At 38.9% G+C, this 723-nt stretch carries 1 protein-coding gene; it reads left to right on the forward strand.

The features are described from left to right. Nucleotides 1–723: LPXTG cell wall anchor domain-containing protein (locus tag GMD4S_RS09845; protein WP_000341182.1), on the forward strand; the 723-nt coding region annotated here is incomplete at both ends.

The following is a 723-nucleotide window of genomic DNA, read 5'->3' on the forward strand; positions in this document are numbered from 1 at the left end:
CTGAATTTGGTCAAACGGGTGGTAAGTATGAAAACAAAGCCTACCAAATTGATTTTGGAAATGGCTATGCTACAGAAGTAGTTGTCAACAACGTACCGAAAATCACACCGAAAAAAGATGTGACAATCAGTATGGATCCAAGCAGTGACAATATTGATGGCCAAACAATTCCGTTGAACCAGTTCTTCAATTATCGTTTAATCGGTGGTTTGATTCCACAAAATCATTCTGAGGACTTGAATGACTATAGTTTTGTAGATGATTATGACCAAAAAGGTGATCAATACACTGGAAACTATAAAGTTCTTGCCAAGGTTGATATCCGATTGAAAGACGGTCGTGTTATTAAGGCAGGGACAGACTTAACAGCTGAAACACAGGTTGAACATAATCAAGATAAGGGAATGATTACAATTCGCTTCAAGGAAGAATTCCTTCAAGAGATTCAGTTGGATTCTCCATTCCAGGCTGAGACTTATATTCAAATGAAACGAATTGCTGTCGGAACCTTTGAAAATACCTATGTAAATACTGTGAACAAAGTTGCTTATGCTTCAAATACAGTTCGCACGACAACGCCAGAACCTAAGAAACCAGAGGAGCCAACAACTCCTACTCCAAATCCAAAAGGGAATCCTACTCTACCTCAAACAGGTACAAATGATTCAAGCTACATGCCATATCTTGGTCTAGCAGCTTTAGTAGGAGTTTTAGGACTTGGTC

Source organism: Streptococcus sp. GMD4S (assembly GCF_000296955.1).